The sequence below is a fragment of the Streptomyces sp. NPDC093586 genome, from assembly GCF_044764905.1.
Taxonomy (GTDB): domain Bacteria; phylum Actinomycetota; class Actinomycetes; order Streptomycetales; family Streptomycetaceae; genus Streptomyces.
The window spans coordinates 1-18,805 of record NZ_JBIWJA010000068.1 but is presented as its reverse complement, the minus strand read 5'-3'; the positions used below and the strand labels follow the sequence as shown (position 1 = coordinate 18,805).

Below are 18,805 nucleotides of genomic sequence, written 5' to 3'. Positions count from 1 at the left end.
GCAGCTCGATCCGCTCCCGCGCCGTCAGCTTGCCCTTGGCGTGCTGCGCCGCCGTAGCCTTCTCGCCCGGCCCGGCCAGCGCCCGGGCACGGATCCCGTGCAGTTCGGCCACTCGCCCGCGCGCGTCCGTCGCCCCGCTCTCTTCCGAGGCCTGAGCAGTCGCCCTCGCCATGCCGGGCCCCCTCTCTGGGACAGAACCGGGGACCCCGGCCCCCGCGATGAGGCATCTTAACAAACCAGGCACGCGGTTTCTTATTGGCGACTCAAGGAGCCCTGGAGCCGTCCGCACTGCTCAGCGCCGCTTCCGGGTCTCCCGCCGGGCCGCCCGCCATCACCGATGACCTACGGCCGCGAGGGGTCGGCCGGCCCTTCGCGGCCGGCGGTCCGGCCCGGCCGCCACGGCGCCGCCGCCCCCGGCCCGCCGCCCGGCCCAATGCCCCTTCCACAAGAGGGTTTTACCGTTCTTCATCCATTCTTTCCCTCCGCCGCGCGAACCGCGATCGCCGCCCCCTCCGACGCCTCCCGCAGGCAACCCGGGACAAGGAGCCCCCCACAGACCGTTCGGCCGGCCGACCGAACGGCGGCGGGTGGATCGGAAGAAACCAGTCCGCATCCCGTGCGGCCAGAGTGGCGGCAACCGCTAGAAATAAAACCGGATGGTATGTATCTTCAGCGCCTGAGGGGGAGCCACCCCCGTCACTTGGACGCCGACGCGGCTCAGGGGGAGACATGTCCGCGAGCACGTTCCGCACAGAACGCCCGATCAGCCCGATACAGGGCGGGCCCTTCGCCGTGGCCGAACCGGCCGGCGGCGCGGTGTCAGGGATCTTCCAGTACCCGTCGCTGACGACGACCGTCCCCAAGGAGTTCGTCCACCGCGCCAGCATCGCCGAGGTGCTGCTGACGGACTGGGAACGCCAGGGCGACCGTCACTTCACCGTGGCCGCCCAGTGGCCGCGCGGGCACAGCTTCTTCACCAGCGTGCAGAACTGCCACGACCCGCTCATGGTCGCAGAGACGTTTCGCCAGGCGGGCGTGCTCCTCGCCCACACCGAACTCGGCGTGCCCCTCGGGCACCAGCTCCTCGTCCGGGACCTCGGCGTCCACGTGCGGCCGGAGCACCTGGGCGTCAGTGGCGTGCCCGCGTCCGTGGAGCTCGAGATGTCCTGCACGAACGTCAGACAGCGCGGCGGCGTACTGGCCGAGTGCCGGTACGACGCCGTGATCCGCCGCGACGGAGACTTCGTGGGCACCGCGTACGGGACCGTCACCTGCATGGCCCCCACCACCTACCGGCGCGTGCGCTCGCTGCACGGCCCCGAGGCGGGACGGCCGCCGCTCGCGCTGACGGCCCCGGTGGCCCCCCAGCTCGTCGGTCGTTCCTCCCCCAAGGACGTCGTGCTCTCCCCCACGAAGAAGCCGGACCAGTGGCGCCTGCGGGTCGACCGCAGTCACCCGATCCTCTTCGACCACCCCCTCGACCACGTGCCGGGCATGCTGCTGCTCGAAGCGGCCCGCCAGAGCGCGTCGGCCACCCTCGGCCACGCCTCCCTGCCCCTGCTCGTCGAGAGCGAGTTCGAGCGCTACGTCGAACTCGACGCACCGTGCCTGATCGAGACGAGCCGCCTCCCCGGCGCCGGCCCGGCGGGCGAGGAGGCGGTCGCCGTCGTCGCCCGCCAGGCGGGGGAGCCCGCCTTCCGCTGCACGGTGGCCCTCGACACCTCCGCGTCCTGACCGCCCGGGCGTCCTGACGGGTCCCGCGTCGGCGGCCGGACACGGCCGCCGGTCCATCCCCGTCCACCAGCCCGGCCCCGCCGTTGCCGCACGTCGCTCCCGGCCTCCGCTCGCAATCGGCCAGTCCACTGTATGGACCAAGGGGTACGCGAAGGCGATCCCCCTGTAAGATACAAACTGGACGGTTTTTTTTAAGTGGAGCCCTCAGGGGCTCGCCGACTGCATGACGGTGGAGGCCGTAGTGTCGAAACAGGACCGGGCCATCCGCACCCGGCAGACCATCCTGCGGGCAGCTGCCAAGGTCTTCGAGGAACACGGCTACCAGGCCGCGACCATCAGCGAGATCCTCTCCGAAGCAGGCGTGACCAAGGGTGCGCTGTACTTCCATTTCCAGTCCAAGGAGCATCTCGCCCAGGGCGTACTCACCGAGCAGAACAACAAGTTCAAGGTCCCGGAGCGGCCCAGCAAGCTGCAGGAACTCGTGGACGCCACGATGCTGCACGCCTACCGGCTGCAGACCAACCCCATGGTGCGCGCCAGCGTGCGGCTCGCCATGGACCAGAACCAGGCCAGCCTCGACCGCAGCGGTCCCTTCCTGACCTGGAGCGAGACGGCCCTGGATCTGCTGGAGAAGGCCCAGTCGCAGGGGGAACTGCTGCCACAGGTGGTGCCCAGCGAGACGGCGGACGTGTTCGTGGGGGCCTTCGGCGGCGTCCAGGCCATGTCCCAGGCCCTCAACGAGTACGAGGATCTCCTGGACAGGGTCAGCAACCTGCTGCGCCACCTGCTGCCCAGCGTGGCTCAGCCCTCGGTGGTCGCCTCCCTCCACATGTCCGCGTCCCGCGGCGAGGTGGTCTACAAGGAGGCGGAGGCACTGATGGAGGAACGCGGCGTGCTCGCGACGGCCGCCGACTGAGACGGGCCCGGTGGTCCACCCGGGCCCCGGGCACATCGCCGACAGTTACCAAGGGGGAGTTCAGACGTGGGTGCACTGTCCGGGAAGACGGCGCTCGTCACCGGCGCCGGCCGCGGCATCGGCAGGGGGATCGCCCGTGAACTGGCACGGGAAGGTGCTCTGGTCGCGGTCCACTACGGGCACGACGAGACCGCGGCGCGCGAGACGCTCGGGCTGATCGCCCAGGAGGGCGGCCGGGCGTTCCCCGTCCGGGCCGAGCTGGGCGTGCCGGGAGACGTCGAGGAGCTGTACGCGCGGCTGGAGGACGGTCTGGCCCGCCAGGACGCGGGATGCGAGCTCGACGTCCTCGTCAACAACGCGGGGATCAGCGGCTCGGCGCGCATCCACGAGGTGACCCCCGAGCTGTTCGACCGGCTCTTCGCCGTGAACACCAGGTCGCTGCTCTTCCTCGTGCAGCGGGGCCTGAAGAACATGCGGGACGGCGGCCGCGTCATCAACATCTCCTCGGCCGCCGCCCGGGTCGCGTACCCCGAGTCCGTCGTGTACTCGATGACGAAGGGGGCGCTGAACACCCTCACCCTGGCGCTGGCGAAGGAGCTCGCACCGCGCGGTATCACGGTGAACGCGGTCGCCCCCGGCTTCGTGGAGACCGACATGAACGCCTCGAAGCGGGCCACCCCGGAGGCCGCGGCACGCCTCGCATCCTCGTCGGTCTTCAACCGGATCGGCCGGCCGGCCGACATCGCCGACATCGTCGCCTTCCTGGCGTCCGACGCGTCCCGCTGGGTCACCGGCCAGATCCTGGACGCGAGCGGCGGCTCCCGGCTCTGACCCTCTCCCCGGGCCCGGCAGCCGACGCCCGGTGATCACCGTTTCCCGTCGTGACCGGAACGAACCGGACGTCTGGTACTCGGGGTCGGCGCTCCGCCGAGCCCACGCCAGGGACACCCGCGGCCAGGAGGGCCCAGCATGACCGCACTTGCGCACCCCGACCACCCCCCGGCCCCGGGCGACACCCCGGGCACGGTCCTCGTCGTGGGCGGCACGGGGTTCATCGGCAGCGCCGTCCTGAGAGCGCTGGCCCGCCACCAGGGCCCCCGCGGCGGCGCACCCACCCTGCTGGCCCTGTGCCGCAAGCCCCCGCGTACCGGACTCCCGGGCGTCCGGTACGCGGCGGGCGACCTCACCGACCCCACCACACTGCGCGGCGTCTGCTCAGGTGTCACGACGGTGGTCCACGCCGCGAGTTACGTCGGCCGCGACTCCCGGCAGTGCCGGGAGATCAATCACACGGGGACCCGGGCCCTGCTCGACGAGGCCCGCCGGCACGAGGTCCGGCGCTTCCTGTACGTCAGTACCGCGTCCGTCTACGGCACGGGTCCCCACCGCGGCATCCGCGAGGGACAGCTCGACCCCTCACCCGCCTCCGCCGCCAGCGCCTCGCGTCTGCTCGCCGAGGAGGACGTCCGGGCGGCGGGCGCCACGGTACTGCGCCCCCCGCTCGTCTACGGCGTCGGAGACCGCTGGTTCGTCCCCGCCCTCGCCCACCTGCTGCGCCGGGTGCCGTCCTGGCCCGACGGACCCCACGCCCGCACGTCCGTGGTCGCCGTCGAGGACCTCGCCCGGATCACCGCCGCCCTGGTACGTCAGCCCCACCCGGCCCGCACGGCCGGCGGAACCTACCACGTGGCCGATCCCCGGCCGCTGCCTTGGGGCGACCTGCTGGCTCGGCTGCGCACCCTGCTGCACCTGCCGCAGGCGCCGCCGGTCCCCCTCGCCGAGCACCGCTCACTGGTCCGGCGCTCGCTGCCGGACCTGTCCGACCACCAGTACTCGCTCCTCACCGAGGACCACTGGTACGACACCGAGCGGATCTGGCGCAGCACGGGCCTGCGGCCGGGCCCCGGCTTCGGGGGACGCTTCGCCGCCTGCTCCGCCTGGTACGCCCGGCAGTTGCGGCACGCCACCGCATGACGGGGCCCGCCGCCGGGGGCCGACGGGTGCTCGGGACCGCCTTGGAGAACGCCCGCCGGGTCACCGCCGAGCCGCCGGCCTGCCTCGAACCCGCCGGCCTGCCTCGAACCCGCCGAGCGGGCGCAGCTCGGCGCGCTGCCGGACGGGTTCGCCGCCGCAGGCGTGCCGGGCCCCGAGGCGTACGGCTGACCTCCGCCGCGTTCTGATCGCAAGCAGCGCGAACGGGCGGAGCGCGAGCGCGTCATCGCGGCGACGGCCCGCGGACATCGCCGCCACGGGTGACCGCGGTCGCGCGCGGCAACACCACCGCCAGCCCGGCGTCGTGCCGCTCCCCCCATCGCGTGGCCGAGCGCAGGAGAAGGCCCCGGACTCCCAGCCCTGTCCCCAGGGGCAAAGTAACTGGCGGGTAGCTTTCGGATAGTCCGATAACCCGTTTCCTCGCTCTCGGGCGCCTCGTTGGGCCGTCCGGATGAAGCCCGGGGCAGGCGAGGGAAGGGGCGGGTGTGCGGCAAGAGTGGTCGCCGGAAGAGCTGTTGGCGAGTTGGACGCTGGTGGACGGCGACTGGGACCTGGTGGCGAACAAGACCGGGGCGACGCGGCTGGGCTTCAGTCTGCTGCTGAAGTTCTTCGAGCTGGAGGGCCGGTTCCCGGATCTGCTGGAGGAGGTTCCGCAGCCCGCGGTGGAGTACGTCGCCGGGCTGGTGAAGGTGCCGACGGCCGAGTTCGCGAAGTACGACCTGACCAGCCGGTCGGCGAAGAACCACCGCAAGCAGATCCGTGAGGCGCTGAAGTTCCGGCCCGCCACCCGGGCCGACGAGGAGAAGCTGATCGCGTGGCTGGCCGCGGAGGTGTGCCCGGTCGAGCTGGTGGAGGACCGGCTGCGCGAGGCCCTGCTGGTGGAGTGGCGGGCCAGGACGATCGAGCCGCCGGGCCGCATCGACCGCATCGTCACCGCGGCCCAGACCGGGGCGGAGAAGACCTTCTGCGCACGGACCATCAAGCGTCTGGGCGACGTCAAAGTGGCCCGGCTGCTGGAGTTGGTGGCCGACGGCAACGAGGACGGCGCCGCCCTGCTGGCCCTGCTCAAGCGTGACCCGGGCGCGGTCGGCCTGGAGTCGCTGCTGACGGAGATCACCAAGCTGAACGACGTACGCAAACTCGGGTTGCCCGAGGGGCTGTTCGCGGACTGCTCGGAGAAACTGCTGGCCGCGTGGCGGGCGCGGGCGATCAAGATGTACCCCTCGGACTTCCGCGACACCGCCGAGGACGTGCGGATCACCCTGCTCGCGGCGCTGTGCTCCTCCCGGCAGGCGGAGATCACCGACGCCCTGGGGGACCTGCTGATCGCCCTGGTGCAGAAGATCAACGCCCGTGCCGAGCGGCGGGTGGAGAGGCAGCTCACCGCAGAGTTGAAGAAGGTCCGAGGCAAGGAGGGCATCCTCTTCAGGCTGGAGGACGCGGCGATCGGCAAGCCGGACGAGATCGTGCGCACGGCCCTGTACCCGGTGGTCGGGGAGAAGACGCTGCGCGACCTGGTCGCCGAGGCGAAGGCGAACCAGAAGGTCTTCAAAGCCAAGGTCCGCACCACGCTGCGCTCCTCCTACAGCTCGTACTACCGGCAGATGCTGCCGCCGCTGCTGCGGACGCTGGGCTTCCGGTGCAACAACACCTCCTACCGGCCGGTGATGGACGCGCTCGCGCTGCTGGAGAAGTACGCCGACGTCGACGGCAAGACCCGCTTCTACGACGCCGGCGACACGGTGCCGATGGACGGCGTCGTACGCAAGGACTGGCGTGAGGCCGTCGTGGACGACAAGGGCAAGGTCGAGCGCATCCCGTACGAGCTGTGCGTCCTGGTGGCGCTGAGGGACGCGATCCGCCGCCGGGAGATCTACGTCGAGGGCGGGAGGCGGTGGTGCAACCCGGAGGACGACCTGCCCGGCGACTTCGAGGCCACCCGCACCATGCACTACGCGGCGATCCGCCAGCCGCTGGACGCGTCGGAGTTCATCACCGACCTGAAGCGGCGGATGACCGAGGCCCTCGACCGGCTGTCCGGGGCGCTCGCGGACGGCTCGGCGGGCGGAGTGAAGGTCACCACCCGGCACGGGGAACCGTGGTTCAAGGTTCCGAAGCTGGAGAAGCTGAACGAGCCCACCGGCCTGACGGCGCTCAAGGACGAGGTCGTACGCCGCTGGGGCGTGCTAGGCCTCCTGGACGTGCTCAAGAACGCCGACTTCGACACCGGCTTCACCGACGAGTTCGCCTCTATCGCCGCGTACGAGCGCATCGACCGCGCCGTCCTCCAACGACGTCTCCTCTTGGCCCTGTTCGCTCTGGGGACGAACATGGGCATCCGGGCCATCGTAGCGACCGGCGAGCACGGCGAGAGCGAGGCGGCGCTGCGGCATGTGCGCCGGCACTTCATCACCGTCGACAACCTGCGGGCCGCCGTGCGCAAGCTGGTGAACTCCACTTTCGCGGCCCGGGACACCGCATGGTGGGGCCAGGGCACGGCGTGTGCGTCGGACTCGAAGAAGTTCGGGTCCTGGTCCTCGAACTTCATGACCGAGTACCACGCCCGCTACGGCGGCAACGGCGTGATGGTGTACTGGCACGTCGAGAAGAAGAACGTCTGCATCTACTCCCAGCTCAAGAGCTGTTCGTCGTCCGAGGTCGCGGCGATGATCGAGGGCCTGCTGAGGCACTGCACGGACGCCGAGATCGAGTCGAACTACGTCGACACGCACGGCGCGAGCGTGGTCGAGTTCGCCTTCACTGAACTGCTCAACTTCCGGCTGTTGCCCCGGTTGAAGAACATCGGCAGCATCCGCCTGTACCGCCCGGACGACACCCCGCCCGGCTGGCCGGCGCTCGGCGGATCGCTGACGACCCGGGCCATCAAGTGGGACCTGATCGCCCAGCAGTACGACCAGATGGTCAAGTACGCCACCGCGCTGCGGCTGGGGACCGCGGAGGCCGAGCAGGTGCTGCGGCGCTTCACCCGCGGCGGACCGAAGCACCCCACCTACCAGGCCCTCGAAGAGCTGGGGCGCGCGGTCCGCACGATCTTCGCCTGCGACTACCTGGCCAGCCCCGACCTGCGCCGGGAGATTCACGGCGGGCTCCAGGTCGTGGAGAACTGGAACAGCGCGAACACCGTCCTCCACTACGGCAAGGACGGCGCCCTGACCGGCCCGGACAAGGAGCACGCCGAGACCTCGATGCTCGCCCTGCACCTGCTGCAGTCCTCGCTCGTGCACGTCAACACCCTGCTGCTTCAGCAGGTCCTCGCTGAACCGGCCTGGGCGAAGAAGCTCACCGACGAGGACCGGCGCGGGCTGACCGCGCTGTTCTGGTCGAACACCAACCCGTACGGCACCTTCCGCCTCGACATGGACAAGCGGCTCGACCTGGCGCCCCTGGCCGTTCCCCGCCCCCGGCAGGCAGCAGACGGTGCGGCACAGGCCGCGCGATCCACCCCGTGAGCGTCAGAGGCATCCGACCACGGTCCGACGATTACAGTTCGTGCAGGGCTCGTGAAAGCAGCAGATCGCGCCACTCGCTCCCCGAGCCGTTGACTCCTCTGGCTAAGTAGTCGCGGAGTGTCGCGAACATGGCGACAATGTCACAACTGAGATGCACACGGGGGTGTCGAGTGAACCCGAACGACCTGGCGGCAATGGCTACACAGGCTCTGATCTCCGTCCTGGGGGGCGCGGCCAGCACGGCAACATCCCAGCTCATACAAGACAGGTTGAATCACTCCGCTCGCGGTCGTACTGCTTTGGACGGCTTGAGCGCCTCGCCCAGCGACCCCGCTGCCCAACAGGATGTTCAAGCCGCCCTGACTGACGAAATCAGCGGCGACGCGGAGTTTGCCGATCGGCTGGCCTTACTTCTTCACACATCCACCCAGAAGACCACCGGAAGTGTGGTCATCACGGGCAGCCGGCTGAAACACAACCAGATAGCGCTGGGCCCTTTGACGATCAACAACACGCCTGGCGGACGAATGCTGCTCGCAGCGGCAATCGCCTTGGCCCTCATCCTGCTGGCACTCGCTGTGTACGGCGGCGTGAGACTGATCGACACCGATAACACACCGAACAGCCAGACGGCCACCCGGCATGACGCGAGCGATTCCACCCCCAGCATCACGGCGTCGGCCGCGGGCGCTGCCACGATCCGTAAGATGCTCCCCGAACGAAGCGACGTGGATGCGAAGCTGTTCCCCAACGCCGAAGCGCCTCGATTCGCGCCTGCCACTCGTGTTCACTCCTGCCAATCGGTGCCGGAGTGCCACAAAGCCACAGTTGCCGGTGGCGTCATGTATGAGGGTGTCGAAGGCACGGGTTATTCCGCCGAGTTCGTTCTGTTCGCCTTCCCGGATGCTGACTCGGCTCATCTCGCGTATATGGGTCTTGTCAACAGGCGTCATTACCCAGATCACCCAGAGGTGCAGTTGGCCAAGAGAGGCGAAGAGAGCCAGTTCTTCGAATACCGGGACCAGGCCTACTTCAACAGCGATGGCAGCCCGGACACCGACATACCGCCGCAGCTGATCGGCCGTTACGTCTGGTTCCGGCAGGGGCCCTTCGTCACGTTGGTGGAACAGATGGGCGCAGACACCGACACTGCGCGTCAGGATTCAGCTCGCCTCTTGGACATGTCCGCGATGTTCGCTGACCGGATCGTGAGATTCCAGGGTCGTTGAGGGCGAGAGGCCCACGCCCCGTCGTGGGGGACCTTTATGTCATCGTTCATCAGGCCCCGATCCGGGTGCTTCCTTGGCTGGGCCACGCACCAAGTCCTCCAGTGTCGGAAAACGATCGTCTGATGACAGGCGCGGCGCGCGTCCAATGAACCCAGTGATTCGGGGTCTGACGACGGCTCCGATCCAATGAGATCCGATGCCGGTTGACGACAGAGTTAGATGACACCCGAGGTCCGATGCGCCGACAGAAGCCGGGGGAAGAGCGTGGCCAATCTCGTCTACAAGCGAGTGTCGACCGACCAGCAGTCGACCGACCGCCAGAACCTCGTCCTGGCCGAGGCCGGGATCGACGACCCGGTCGTCTTCGAGGAGGACGCCGGCACATCCAGCCGCCTGCACCCGCTTCAGCGCCCGAAGTTCGGCGAGCTGCTCACCTACGCGCGGCCGGGCGACACCGTGCACATCTCCGAGATGTTCCGCCTCGTGCGCGGCACCGGGCACATCCTCGACGTGCTCGACGTCCTGCACGCGGGCCGCCTCGCCCTGCGCATCCACGACGGCGCGTTCTCCTCGATGGACCTCACCGCACGCCACCCGCGCACAGGAGAACTGCTGTCCACCGTGAAGTTCATGGTGCAGACCCTCGCCGCCGCCGGCGAACTCCAGCGCGACCTCCAGCGTGAGCTGACGTACGACGGCCTGCGGGCCGCCGAGGCCAAGGGCAACAAGGGCGGGCGCCGCCCGGTCGTCACGGCCGCGAAGGCCGCCGCCGTACGCGCCGCCTACCTCGACGGCCAGTCCATCGCAGCCCTGGCCCGCGACCACCACGTCAGCCGCGGCGCCATCCGCACCGCCGTCGCCGACCTCCTGCCCGAGCGCGTCGCCGACCAGGACGCCCCGGCTCTGGAGCTGCCGGTCGTCCTCGACATGCCGGGCAAGGTCGCCGACTTCCTCCGCACGGCCAACCTGGAGCCCGCCGAGCGCGCCGTGCTCGACCAGGGGGTGACCGTACGGCGCGGTCAGGGCTACACCCTGCGCGTCAGCGCCCTCCCGGCGGTACACCGCCAACTCCTCGACCGCTGCCAGCCGCTCGACGGCGCCCCGGGCACCTCGGCTATTCCTGCACAGCGCAAGGCCCGCCGCGAGTACGCAAACCGCGTCAGCACCCTCGTCGACCCACGGCCTGAGCATCACTCGTAGCTACTTTGCCCCTGGGGACAGAGCTGGGAGTCCGGGGCCGAGAAGGGCTCACGGGGGCAGGGTGATGCCCATCTCCCGCATCGCGGAGGACGGCGGCCCGCCCTCGGAACGCTCCGTCTTGTGGCCCTTGTTGCCGGGCGTCAGCGTCCGCGGATCCACCGCCTCCGCCGGCGCGCCCGTCGCGTACAGGCCCTCCGGATCGGCGTCCCGGTCGTGCGGCAGCAGCCAGAAAACCCGGCGGCGGAAGGTGCCCGAGGAACGCGACGGCTTCGCGGCGGCACCGAGCCGGGCGTAGCCCACCAGCCGTCCGTCGCGATGGTAGGCGGGCTTGCCGCGCCGTGTCGGCAGCCGGTCCAGGCTCTGCCGGACGTAGTCCAGCCGGCTGATGTCCTCCAGCCAGACGAGACCCTCCTCGTGGGCGAGGTCGTCCTCTGCGATGAGGGCACTCATACCGTCGTCTCCTCGTCGGCCACCAGTCCGATACCCGGGTAGTACTTGCGCTGGTTGGACAGGATCATCTGCTTGGGTGACGTCAGTCCCACCACTTCGCGGACCCGGGCCGCGAAGGCACGCGACGAGATGGCCGTGGCGCCCTCATTCTGGCACCACGACCTGTAGGCCGCGTAGAGCTGAGCCTGCTCGGCCCTCAGACGAGGCTCCACCCGGCACGACTCGGCCAGGAAACGCCCCGTGTGGTCCTCGGTCTCCGCGTACACGGTCGTCGCGATCCGTACCCGTTCCGGGCCGGTGAGGTCCTTCTCCCCGTTCAGATAGCGGCGCGCCCCCCGCACGAGCCAGTCCAGGATGCCCGGCCCCTCCTCGGTGACCAGGACGTCCGCCAGGTTGTCGATCTTGCGGTCGTCGGGGACCACCCGCTCGAACGGGATCAGCCGCATACGCCGCCAGAACGCGAACCCGCCCGTTCCCACCTCGGGCCGGTGATTGCCCAGCATCCACAGTTTGTGCGTCGGCTGGAAACTGAAGAAGTCCTGCCGCATCCGGCGCGCCTTGATCCGGTCCCCGCCCGTCAGCAGCTTGACCCGCGCCTCGTCGAAGCGGTCCCCCTGCTTGACCTCGCTGCACACGATCACCCTCCGCCCGTGCAGCTCGGCCAGGTCCGTCGGGTGGCCCTCGTACAGACGTGCCATCAGGAACCCCGGAGGCGCCGCGTCGGCGTAGTCGCCGATCAGCTTGATCACCACGTCCAGCAGCACCGACTTGCCGTTCTTCCCGGAACCGAACAGGAACGGCATGACCTGCGCGCCGACGTCACCGGTGATGGAGTAGCCGAGCAGCAGATGCAGAAAGTCGATCACCTCCGCGCCCTCGGGCCCGTCGCCGAAGGTGTCGGTGAGAAAACGATCCCAGCGCGGAGTGGGCATCGGCTGCGGCGCGGCCGTCGTCGACCGGGAGTGGAAGTCCCGGACCGGATCCGGCACCCGGATCAGTCCCGAGCGCAGGTCCACGATGCCCGCGGGCGTGCACAGCTCGTACGGGTCGGCGTCCAGCAGCGCCGGGTTCAGCACCAGGCCGGGCGCCGAACGCGCCTGCGCCAGCATCGCGTTCATCCCGCTGGTGCTCAGCGCCCGCCGCCGGTGCTGCGCCAGCGCGGTCGAACCGTACACACCGCGCGGATCGCTCGTGGCGATCGCCTCGGCCAGGTCCCCGGCGGCCCACAAGACCGTGTCGTCCTCGTCGACCTGCCAGCGGATGCCGTCCCACCGGAACCAACCGAGCCCCGGCACGTGCCGGTAGTCGTTCGCATACAGCCTGGCGAAGAGCTTGGCGTTGCCGCGGTCGCTCAAGGTGTCCGGCAGCAGCCCGTCAGCGGTGACCGCTTCCGCGCCCCCCGCGCCCTGCACCGGCGCACAGCCCTCCTCGCGTTGCCGCGGCCGAGTCAACGTCAGCGGCTGGGCGAGGAACTGCGCCGCGACGGCCTGTGCGTCGAAAACGGCTTCGGAGCCGTCGTTGCCGATCCTCATCCAAAGCCCCCCACAACCAGCTGACGCCGCATCCCCGCGCTCAGCCCGCTGCGGATGACGGCGCCGTACCGCCGCTGCCGCCCAGGTCCGGAATGTTCGGCGACGTCCCGCAACGCCCGCACCGGCCCTGCCGGCCGATACACGCCGGCCCGCGTGACCGCGCCCGGTGCCGCCTCGGGACTGTGCGCGCCTCGTAACGCGGCCGGCGCCGCGAGCACAGGGAACCCGTCGGCCCGCCTTCCCAGGTCCACGCCGTCATTGATCCCGGTCCCGGGCAGCAGCCGGTCCCGCCCGGAGCACCGACGTGCCGTCGTCAGGGAACGGCAGGTCTGTGTCCCGACCCCGGCGGATCTCTGCGGAGTTGAGTCGCTGCGAGAAAAAAGCAGCTCAGCAGCCATGCCCATCCCCCACCAGCGACCGAAGCGACTCAACGACTGACACAGCCTAGCGAAGCACCGCTGAGAAGGAAGTGACTCAGGGGAACTGCTGTTCCCAGACAGGACGCTCATTCCGAGCGACCCACAAGAAGTCGCCAGCGACTCAGTACTCTTCGGTCGCTTCCCGAACAGCTCCACGAAACACCAGGTCAGAGGGGCTTCGTCAACCGGAACAGCGACTGAAGCGACTCAAGGCCCCTATCTATGACGTCTACACGCGCACGCGCACACGCGCGAATGTCTTCATAAACCCGGACCCTGAGTCGCTTCAGTCGCTGATTCCTCGATTTCATGCCGGTGACCAGGGTTTTCTTCCTCAGCGACTGACAGCGACCAAAACGCCCTCAGTCGCTTTCCCAGAGCCGAGGCCCCGTCCCCGTCCCCGTGGGGGGTGCCCAAGACCGTCGCTCCCCCCAGGCAGTCCCAGCGGCTCGAGCCACCGTCCAGGGGAACTACGGCACGGTGCCCTACCCCCACCGGCCCGCGCCTGTCCCGCTCCCTCTCGGCCGGATGTCTCCACCGTGCTGATGGGTCTTCAAGACCTGTGACAGGCCCCTGGAGCCTGAGCGACACCGCTTCGCAGATGTGCCGTCAGGACGGTCGGCCGCAGGGCTTCCGAAGCCGTGCACGGCGCAATGCTGTTCTCCCGCTTGTCTCCGGGCCCGGACCCGGACCAGCGGTGGCTCTCCGCCTCGGACCTGTACCACGCACGCCCCCGACGACGCCCTCACCCGTGTCCTCCCCCCGACCGCCCTTTCACCGAACAGGCGTGGTCGAGGCCGCGGGTGGGCTGATGGAGGCACACGCGCGCCTGGTCGCTCGGGTGCGGCTCCGTCGTGGCGGGCTTTCGGTGGTGCAGGTCGTCAGGGGGGCCGGATTCGCTTGATGTGTGCTGGAAGTCGAATCGAGGAATACATGAGCCGCCTGAAGACGGTCCGCACCCCCTCACACCGGACCGAATCCGGCGGTCAGGAACACAGTAAGAGAGCGCACCTCCCGAAGAGCCTCTGACCTGCGGAAATACCCATAGACACCACGTTCGTAGGAACTGCCAGGCAGTTCCTACGAACGTGGAGGCGGTTCACAGGGACTGGGTACCACGATCCTGAGAACGCCCTAGATTGCCATGAGGGCAATGAGTTGGCCCGAAAATCAGACCGGTCACCCCCTCCTTGAAGGCAACCGGCACGGCCGACAGACCGACCTGATTGACTTCATGCACATGTACGTTAGGTTCATCAGGCTGGCCTCGCGGCCGTCGTCGTGAACCCTGTCCATAGACCCCCGTGCCCGGAGGGACCGTTGGGAGCAGCACGCAGACTGGTCGACGCCGACACGGGCGAGCCGGTCCCCTATGCGCCGTACGCCTTCGCAGGCCGGCACACACAGGTGGACAAGGCGCGCGTCGAGGCGATCACCGAGTCCAAGGCCTTCACACCCAGCCAGAAGTTCCTGGTCCTGTGGTGGATCGGTGTCTCGCCGGAAGGCATGGACCCGCTCAAGGCGACCGGCGCGGACATCGCCAAGCGTGTGGGGATGTCCACCGATGCCGTCGGGAAGATCAACCGAAAACTGGCGAAGCACCGCATTCTGATCGTGCGCGGACGCATCGGTAACTACAACTTCTATCGCATCAGCCCGTACATTGCTTTCCATGGAACGGGGCTGGAGCAGCGCGAAGCGGTGAAGACGTGCAACCCGCCGGACATCCCCGGTTTCGACGACAAGACCCCTGCGCGGTGGGAGGCCCAGTGACCAGCGACGACAAGCAGAGGAACCTGGAGCTGCTGAAGGCCACGGCAGGCATGACGGCCAATCAGCGCCTCGTCGTGATGCTGTACGCCCTGCACCCCACCGACCGCGCGGGTGCGGTCCAGGAGACCGCCGCCAACCTCGCCGCTCTCGTCGGCATGTCCGCGCCCGTCTTCTCCCGCACCCGCAAGCAGGTCATCGAGGCGGGCTGGCTCGAAGAGTCCGACAAGCTCGCCCACATCCGCTACTACCGCCTCAGCCCCAAGGCACTCGGCGAGAACGTGGTCGTCCCCCTGCGTCGGGCGACCTGAGCAGGCGCGGCGTCAGCTCGCCGCGCGGTCGGATCGTGGGCGGGAAGGCGGACCGCTTCCGCAGCGGACGCGGCATGCGCGAGCGAACCGCTGCCCACGCGGCCGCCGGAGGGCGGCCGGCCCGGCCGGAGCTGTCCGCGATCGTCCAGCGGGGCCTGTACCAGGGCCGCTCCCGGCTGGCAGCGGCCCTCGACCTGGACCGCCCCCTGCTCGCGCCGCACGGCATGCGGTACATCGAACGGGCCCTCCCGACCCTGGACGGACACCCCCTTCACCCCACCGCAATCGAGACGTCCTCATGAACGCCCCTCATTAACCTCACGTCAATGAGGGGCGTTCGTGCGACCACACCTGAATGCGCTCAGATCACCCTGACCGAGCCCACCCCCCTCGACCGGCACCCGCGCCGGCTCCCCCAGCCCCGCGAACCCGCCCCGACGCCCTCCCCCGAACCTCCCGCTCCCGAAGCCCTCGCTGCTCCTTCCGTTGGCAGGTGGTTCTTTGGTTAAGAGGGATTCGGCGAAAAAGGCACCTGACCTGCGGTTTTCCAAAACCTAATGTCGGTGGCTGCCTACATTCGCCACCAAAAGTCGTGAATGGAAGCAACCTTCCTTGAAAACATGCGGCTAGTCGCAACTCTCGCCGAGCGGGGATGCCGTCCTGACCGTGCGGACACCTCTGGCTCGACGCGCCATCGCGGGTGCCGGTGTGGGACGTTGGTTCCCCCTTCGGAACTTTGAACACGTGGGCACGCGGTTGTTCGACGGGCCCCCGGGGCTGAGGCCTGTGCGTCTCTGTCGGTGAGCGCCGACAGAGACTTGCGTCGAGAAGCAAGTCTTCGGCGCGTAACATGCGGATAGCCGCAACTTTTTCCGTACCGTGCGCAGCACCTGTACGGCAAAAGGGTCATCTACATGGACGCAGCGGCAGATGCCCTGCGCGCGCGCCGCGCGAGGCCAAAGCCTCAGCAGCCTCCTCCTGTACGGGCGGTGCGAGCCGACGGTGGTGCCGATCTCGCCCGCATGATCGCCGAGCAGTTCGGCAAAGGGCCCGTTCACGAGGTCAAGGCCGTCGTCCACCGCCGCATGACATGCTCGGTGCCGACGGCTACTCCCTCGTCAGCAACTACTTCCTGCGCCGGGTGCTGCCGTACTGCCTGATGCACAACATCATCAGCAAGCTGCAGGCCGCGGTCCTGTCGAACATGACCGGCCGTCAGGAGAAGGGAAAGATCGAGGTCACCCACGCGGAGATCGCTGCCGAGCTGGGAGTGAAGCGGACCGGCATCGGGCACGCCTTGGACGCACTGGGCGAGAAGAACCTCATCCGTAAGGCGAAGCGGTCGTCCTACCAGCTCAACCCCCGCGTCGCGTGTAACGGGAACGGTCAGGAGCAGCACGACTTCCTGGCCGGGCTGCGGACGCTTGCGCTGGAATCCAAGTTCCCCGACGAACTGGCCTCCGAACTCAGCCTGTTTCCCAGGTCTGAGGTCGGCTGACCGAAGGGATACTCGCCATGCTGTTCCACACCACAGGGCTGCTTGGCATGCTTCACCAGCTGCAGCTCACCCCCACGGCGATCGACGTCCTCTCGGTGATGGTCGAGCATCAGGACCCGGGAGGATCTGTCGGAATGAAGCAGTCCGAGATCGACGAGATCCTCGGTGTCGGCCAGGCCTCGATGAGCCGCGCCATGGCCCTGCTCGTCGAACGTGGCATCGTGCTGCGTTCCGGAGGCGGACGCGGCCACCGCTACGCCCTCAACCCAGCCATAGCCGGCTACGAATCGCAGACCGAGCTGGAAAAGGCGATGACCGAACAGCTCGCCGTCGGCGGCCCTCCCCCGATCAAGGTCCCCGGGTACGCCAAGCGTCCCCCGAAACGAGGCAAAGGCGGGCTTCACCCGGTCGCCTGATGTCCAAGGACGCAACGAGGCCCCGGCGGGAACGCCGGGGCCTCGTCACACCTGTACGCGGTAGACGCGCATGACCAGTATGCCCGCAATCCCGTCCCTCGAGCCATGGGAACAAGAGCCGGTCCGCCAACTCGCTGGAGTGGGTCAACCGCGGGGCCGAGCGCCGCGCAGACGTCGTCCGGTACGACGGGCCGGGTGCCCTCGCCATGCCGCAGGACCGAAAGACCGAGGACGTCTTCTTCCGGCCCTCGCAGCTTCCGAGCATGAAAGCGACGGCCCGGGTCCCGGACCTGCTGCGAGAGCCGGAGCGCGTCCCGGGTTTCCCGTCCACACTCCTCCCCGGATGAGTGCCGCGCAGGGGCGAGGACCCCGCCGCCCCGCGTGAGAACCGCTCGGAAACGGCTCGAGGCAGATGGCTCCGGCTGTCGGCCACGTATTTACTGACGAGCATGGTGCGTACTCCGAGGACACGGTCGGCAGTGCCGATGGACCCCACCGCGACCGCCGATCCGGCCGACCGGCCCGGCACCGGCCGCACGCCCTGCGCACAGCGCGACCGCACCGAGCCGCGCGGCACCGGACCCCACTGGTACACCGCTCCCCTCGCCCGGCCGTACGGTCCCCGAGCCGCCGAACGGTTCCTGCGGACCGGGCAGGACGACCCCGCCCGCGCGTCCGTGCTCCAGGCGGCGCGTGTCCTGCTGCACACCGGCCATCCCCGGCGCACCGTCCTGTGGTGCGGCAAACTCCACCGCCGGGCCCGGGCCGTCGAAGCGTCCGGCTGGGAGTCCGCGTTCCGCGCGCTGTGCTCCGAGGCCCTGCTCCACCTCGGCGACCTGGCATCGGCCGAACGCGAGGCCGCCTCGGCTCAGCACGCGGCCGGCGCGCGGAACACGTCGCTGTGGCTGTGGCCGACGGCGATCCTGGCGGAAGCGCTCATCGCCCAGGGGCGGCACGAAGAGGCCACCGCTCATCTCGGGCAGTACGCTCCCGCCCCCGTCTGGCAGAACCTGCCCTGGCTGCGGGCTCAGGGCCGCCTCCACCTGGCTGCCCACCGCCACCACGACGCCCTCGCTGCCTTCCGAACCGTCGGCCGCCTGGCCAGCTGGGAGGGTTCGGTACGGCTGCCGCACCTGCCCTGGCGCACGGACACCGCCGAAGCACTGCTCCAACTCGGCCTCGTCGACGAGGCGCGCGCGTTGCTCGTCGAGGAAGTCGCCACCGTGTCCGGCGTCGTTCCCCGCCACCAGGGCATCGCCCTGCGTCTACTCGCCCGCACCGAAGAACCCGGCGCGCGTCTCCACACCCTCGCCCGGGCCGTCACCGCACTGCGCCGCTGCGAGAACCGTCTGGAACACGCCCATGCCCTGGAGGACCTCGGCCGCGCGCTCGACACCGTCGGTGAGAACTCCCTTGCCGCCGCGTTCCTGCGCCGCGCCACCCATCTGGCCGCCGACTGCGGGGCGCCCCCGCCGCGGGACGAGATGACCGCCACCGCCACCGGCCCGACGCAGCCCATGGTCCCCGCCCGCTTGTAGGCCGCGGCAGGAACTCCCCGCGGTGTCGGCCGGCAGCCTCCCCGGGGCTGCCGATCCCGGTGGTGGCCGTACTCGCCCGCTCACCCTCTTCGCCCTGGCACCCACCTGGTCCGCGTTCCGCCACAGGTACCGCCGCTCGCGGGCGCAGGCCGGACCGAACTGTGCGCACCACTGACGGATGGTCTCGTGAGAGACGGCCACGCCATGGACAGGCATCGGCTCCTCGACCTCGCGGAAGCCCGGATCGGGGGGGGGGGGGGGGGAGCCCCCGGGAACCCCCCCCCCCCCCCCCGCGGGCCCCCCCCCCCCGCCCCCCCCCACGGGGCCCCC

Annotated in this window: 15 protein-coding genes; 13 read left to right on the top strand and 2 right to left on the bottom strand. The window is 69.6% G+C overall.

The features are described 5' to 3' along the window. Window positions 1–729: 729 nt before the first annotated feature. From ACIRFH_RS35725 to ACIRFH_RS35695, 7 genes are all read left to right on the top strand, one after another. Window positions 730–1,734 (top strand): ScbA/BarX family gamma-butyrolactone biosynthesis protein, encoded by a 1,005-nt coding sequence (locus ACIRFH_RS35725; RefSeq protein ID WP_403530498.1) that lies wholly within the window; start codon window positions 730–732, stop codon window positions 1,732–1,734. A gap of 241 nt (window positions 1,735–1,975) precedes the next feature. Continuing rightward, window positions 1,976–2,650 (top strand): ScbR family autoregulator-binding transcription factor, encoded by a 675-nt coding sequence (locus tag ACIRFH_RS35720; protein ID WP_403530495.1) that lies wholly within the window; start codon window positions 1,976–1,978, stop codon window positions 2,648–2,650. A gap of 66 nt (window positions 2,651–2,716) precedes the next feature. Continuing rightward, the gene (locus tag ACIRFH_RS35715; RefSeq protein WP_403530492.1) at window positions 2,717–3,481 is read left to right on the top strand and encodes a glucose 1-dehydrogenase; all 765 of its coding nucleotides are present in this window, start codon (window positions 2,717–2,719) and stop codon (window positions 3,479–3,481) included. Window positions 3,482–3,619: 138 nt separating this feature from the next. Next, a complete protein-coding gene (locus tag ACIRFH_RS35710; protein WP_403530489.1) occupies window positions 3,620–4,624 on the top strand; it encodes an NAD-dependent epimerase/dehydratase family protein in 1,005 nt (334 codons plus the stop codon). 503 nt (window positions 4,625–5,127) lie between these two features. Then, window positions 5,128–8,112 carry a Tn3 family transposase gene (locus ACIRFH_RS35705; RefSeq protein ID WP_403530486.1) on the top strand — a complete coding sequence of 995 codons (2,985 nt, stop codon included), beginning with the start codon at window positions 5,128–5,130 and terminating at the stop codon, window positions 8,110–8,112. A 170-nt stretch (window positions 8,113–8,282) separates the two neighbouring features. Then, window positions 8,283–9,341, top strand: a complete 1,059-nt coding sequence (locus ACIRFH_RS35700) for a hypothetical protein (RefSeq protein WP_403530484.1) — start codon at window positions 8,283–8,285, stop codon at window positions 9,339–9,341. Window positions 9,342–9,605: 264 nt separating this feature from the next. After that, the gene (locus tag ACIRFH_RS35695) at window positions 9,606–10,541 is read left to right on the top strand and encodes a recombinase family protein (protein WP_403530481.1); all 936 of its coding nucleotides are present in this window, start codon (window positions 9,606–9,608) and stop codon (window positions 10,539–10,541) included. Between the two features lie 48 nt (window positions 10,542–10,589). On the opposite strand, the gene ACIRFH_RS35690 is transcribed toward ACIRFH_RS35695, so the two are convergent. Beyond that, window positions 10,590–10,991, bottom strand: coding sequence for a DUF6009 family protein (locus tag ACIRFH_RS35690; protein ID WP_403530478.1), 402 nt, complete (start codon window positions 10,989–10,991; stop codon window positions 10,590–10,592). After that, window positions 10,988–12,523 carry a phage/plasmid primase, P4 family gene (locus ACIRFH_RS35685; protein WP_403530475.1) on the bottom strand — a complete coding sequence of 512 codons (1,536 nt, stop codon included), beginning with the start codon at window positions 12,521–12,523 and terminating at the stop codon, window positions 10,988–10,990. The genes ACIRFH_RS35690 and ACIRFH_RS35685 overlap by 4 nt, the downstream gene beginning before the upstream one ends. Before the next feature lie 1,739 nt (window positions 12,524–14,262). On the opposite strand from ACIRFH_RS35685, the gene ACIRFH_RS35680 reads away from it, so the two are divergent. The 6 genes from ACIRFH_RS35680 to ACIRFH_RS35655 all read left to right on the top strand — a co-directional run bounded on the left by ACIRFH_RS35680 (window position 14,263) and on the right by ACIRFH_RS35655 (window position 18,475). Next, window positions 14,263–14,715, top strand: a complete 453-nt coding sequence (locus tag ACIRFH_RS35680; RefSeq protein WP_403530472.1) for a MarR family transcriptional regulator — start codon at window positions 14,263–14,265, stop codon at window positions 14,713–14,715. After that, window positions 14,712–15,023, top strand: coding sequence for a replication initiation protein, RepL2 (locus ACIRFH_RS35675; protein ID WP_403530469.1), 312 nt, complete (start codon window positions 14,712–14,714; stop codon window positions 15,021–15,023). Before ACIRFH_RS35680 ends, ACIRFH_RS35675 begins: the two co-directional genes overlap by 4 nt. Before the next feature lie 74 nt (window positions 15,024–15,097). After that, a complete protein-coding gene (locus tag ACIRFH_RS35670) occupies window positions 15,098–15,325 on the top strand; it encodes a hypothetical protein (RefSeq protein WP_403530466.1) in 228 nt (75 codons plus the stop codon). Window positions 15,326–16,113: 788 nt separating this feature from the next. Further along, window positions 16,114–16,521, top strand: a complete 408-nt coding sequence (locus ACIRFH_RS35665; RefSeq protein ID WP_403530463.1) for a replication/maintenance protein RepL — start codon at window positions 16,114–16,116, stop codon at window positions 16,519–16,521. A 17-nt stretch (window positions 16,522–16,538) separates the two neighbouring features. Further along, entirely contained in the window at window positions 16,539–16,937 is a 399-nt protein-coding gene (locus tag ACIRFH_RS35660) for a hypothetical protein (protein ID WP_403530461.1), read from the top strand. A 479-nt stretch (window positions 16,938–17,416) separates the two neighbouring features. Next, window positions 17,417–18,475: a tetratricopeptide repeat protein gene (locus ACIRFH_RS35655; protein WP_403530458.1), complete on the top strand. Its 1,059-nt coding sequence runs from the start codon at window positions 17,417–17,419 to the stop codon at window positions 18,473–18,475. Window positions 18,476–18,805 lie beyond the last annotated feature (330 nt).

Bases quoted from the DNA above. Each gene is read 5' to 3' on its own strand.
- ACIRFH_RS35725 (WP_403530498.1), top strand. From the start codon at position 730: ATGTCCGCGAGCACGTTCCGCACAGAACGCCCGATCAGCCCGATACAG.
- ACIRFH_RS35710 (WP_403530489.1), top strand. From the start codon at position 3,620: ATGACCGCACTTGCGCACCCCGACCACCCCCCGGCCCCGGGCGACACC.
- ACIRFH_RS35690 (WP_403530478.1), bottom strand. From the start codon at position 10,991: ATGAGTGCCCTCATCGCAGAGGACGACCTCGCCCACGAGGAGGGTCTC.
- ACIRFH_RS35685 (WP_403530475.1), bottom strand. From the start codon at position 12,523: ATGAGGATCGGCAACGACGGCTCCGAAGCCGTTTTCGACGCACAGGCC.
- ACIRFH_RS35670 (WP_403530466.1), top strand. From the start codon at position 15,098: ATGCGCGAGCGAACCGCTGCCCACGCGGCCGCCGGAGGGCGGCCGGCC.
- ACIRFH_RS35665 (WP_403530463.1), top strand. From the start codon at position 16,114: ATGCTCGGTGCCGACGGCTACTCCCTCGTCAGCAACTACTTCCTGCGC.
- ACIRFH_RS35660 (WP_403530461.1), top strand. From the start codon at position 16,539: ATGCTGTTCCACACCACAGGGCTGCTTGGCATGCTTCACCAGCTGCAG.